The following is a 439-nucleotide window of genomic DNA, read 5'->3' as shown; positions in this document are numbered from 1 at the left end:
TGATTAAGGTTACGTCCATCTTGACGTTGTCACCAGGCATGACCATTTCCACTCCTGATGGCAATTCACAGGCTCCTGTGACGTCGGTTGTACGGAAGTAGAACTGTGGACGGTAGCCATTGAAAAATGGGGTATGACGTCCGCCTTCGTCTTTCGACAAAATGTACACTTCCGCTTCAAACTTGGTGTGTGGCTTGATGGTGCCCGGGTGAGCCAGTACCTGACCACGGTCAACGTCTTCACGTTTAGTACCACGTAACAACACACCTACGTTATCGCCTGCTTGACCTTGGTCCAGCAATTTGCGGAACATTTCAACACCTGTACAGGTGGTCTTTTGGGTGTCTTTGATACCAACGATTTCTAACTCGTCGCCAACTTTAACAATACCGCGCTCTACACGACCAGTTACAACCGTACCACGGCCAGAAATAGAGAA

General features: G+C 49.0%; 1 protein-coding gene. It reads right to left on the bottom strand.

The features are described from left to right. A partial coding sequence (locus tag LGT40_RS00235) for an EF-Tu C-terminal domain-related protein (RefSeq protein WP_264177777.1) occupies positions 1–439 on the bottom strand: 439 nt, incomplete at both ends.

The sequence above is a fragment of the Methylophaga pinxianii genome, from assembly GCF_020447225.1.
In the GTDB taxonomy this organism is placed as follows: Bacteria; Pseudomonadota; Gammaproteobacteria; order Nitrosococcales; family Methylophagaceae; genus Methylophaga; species Methylophaga pinxianii.
Note: the sequence above shows the minus strand (reverse complement) of the source record. Positions and strands in the feature narration are given on the sequence as shown.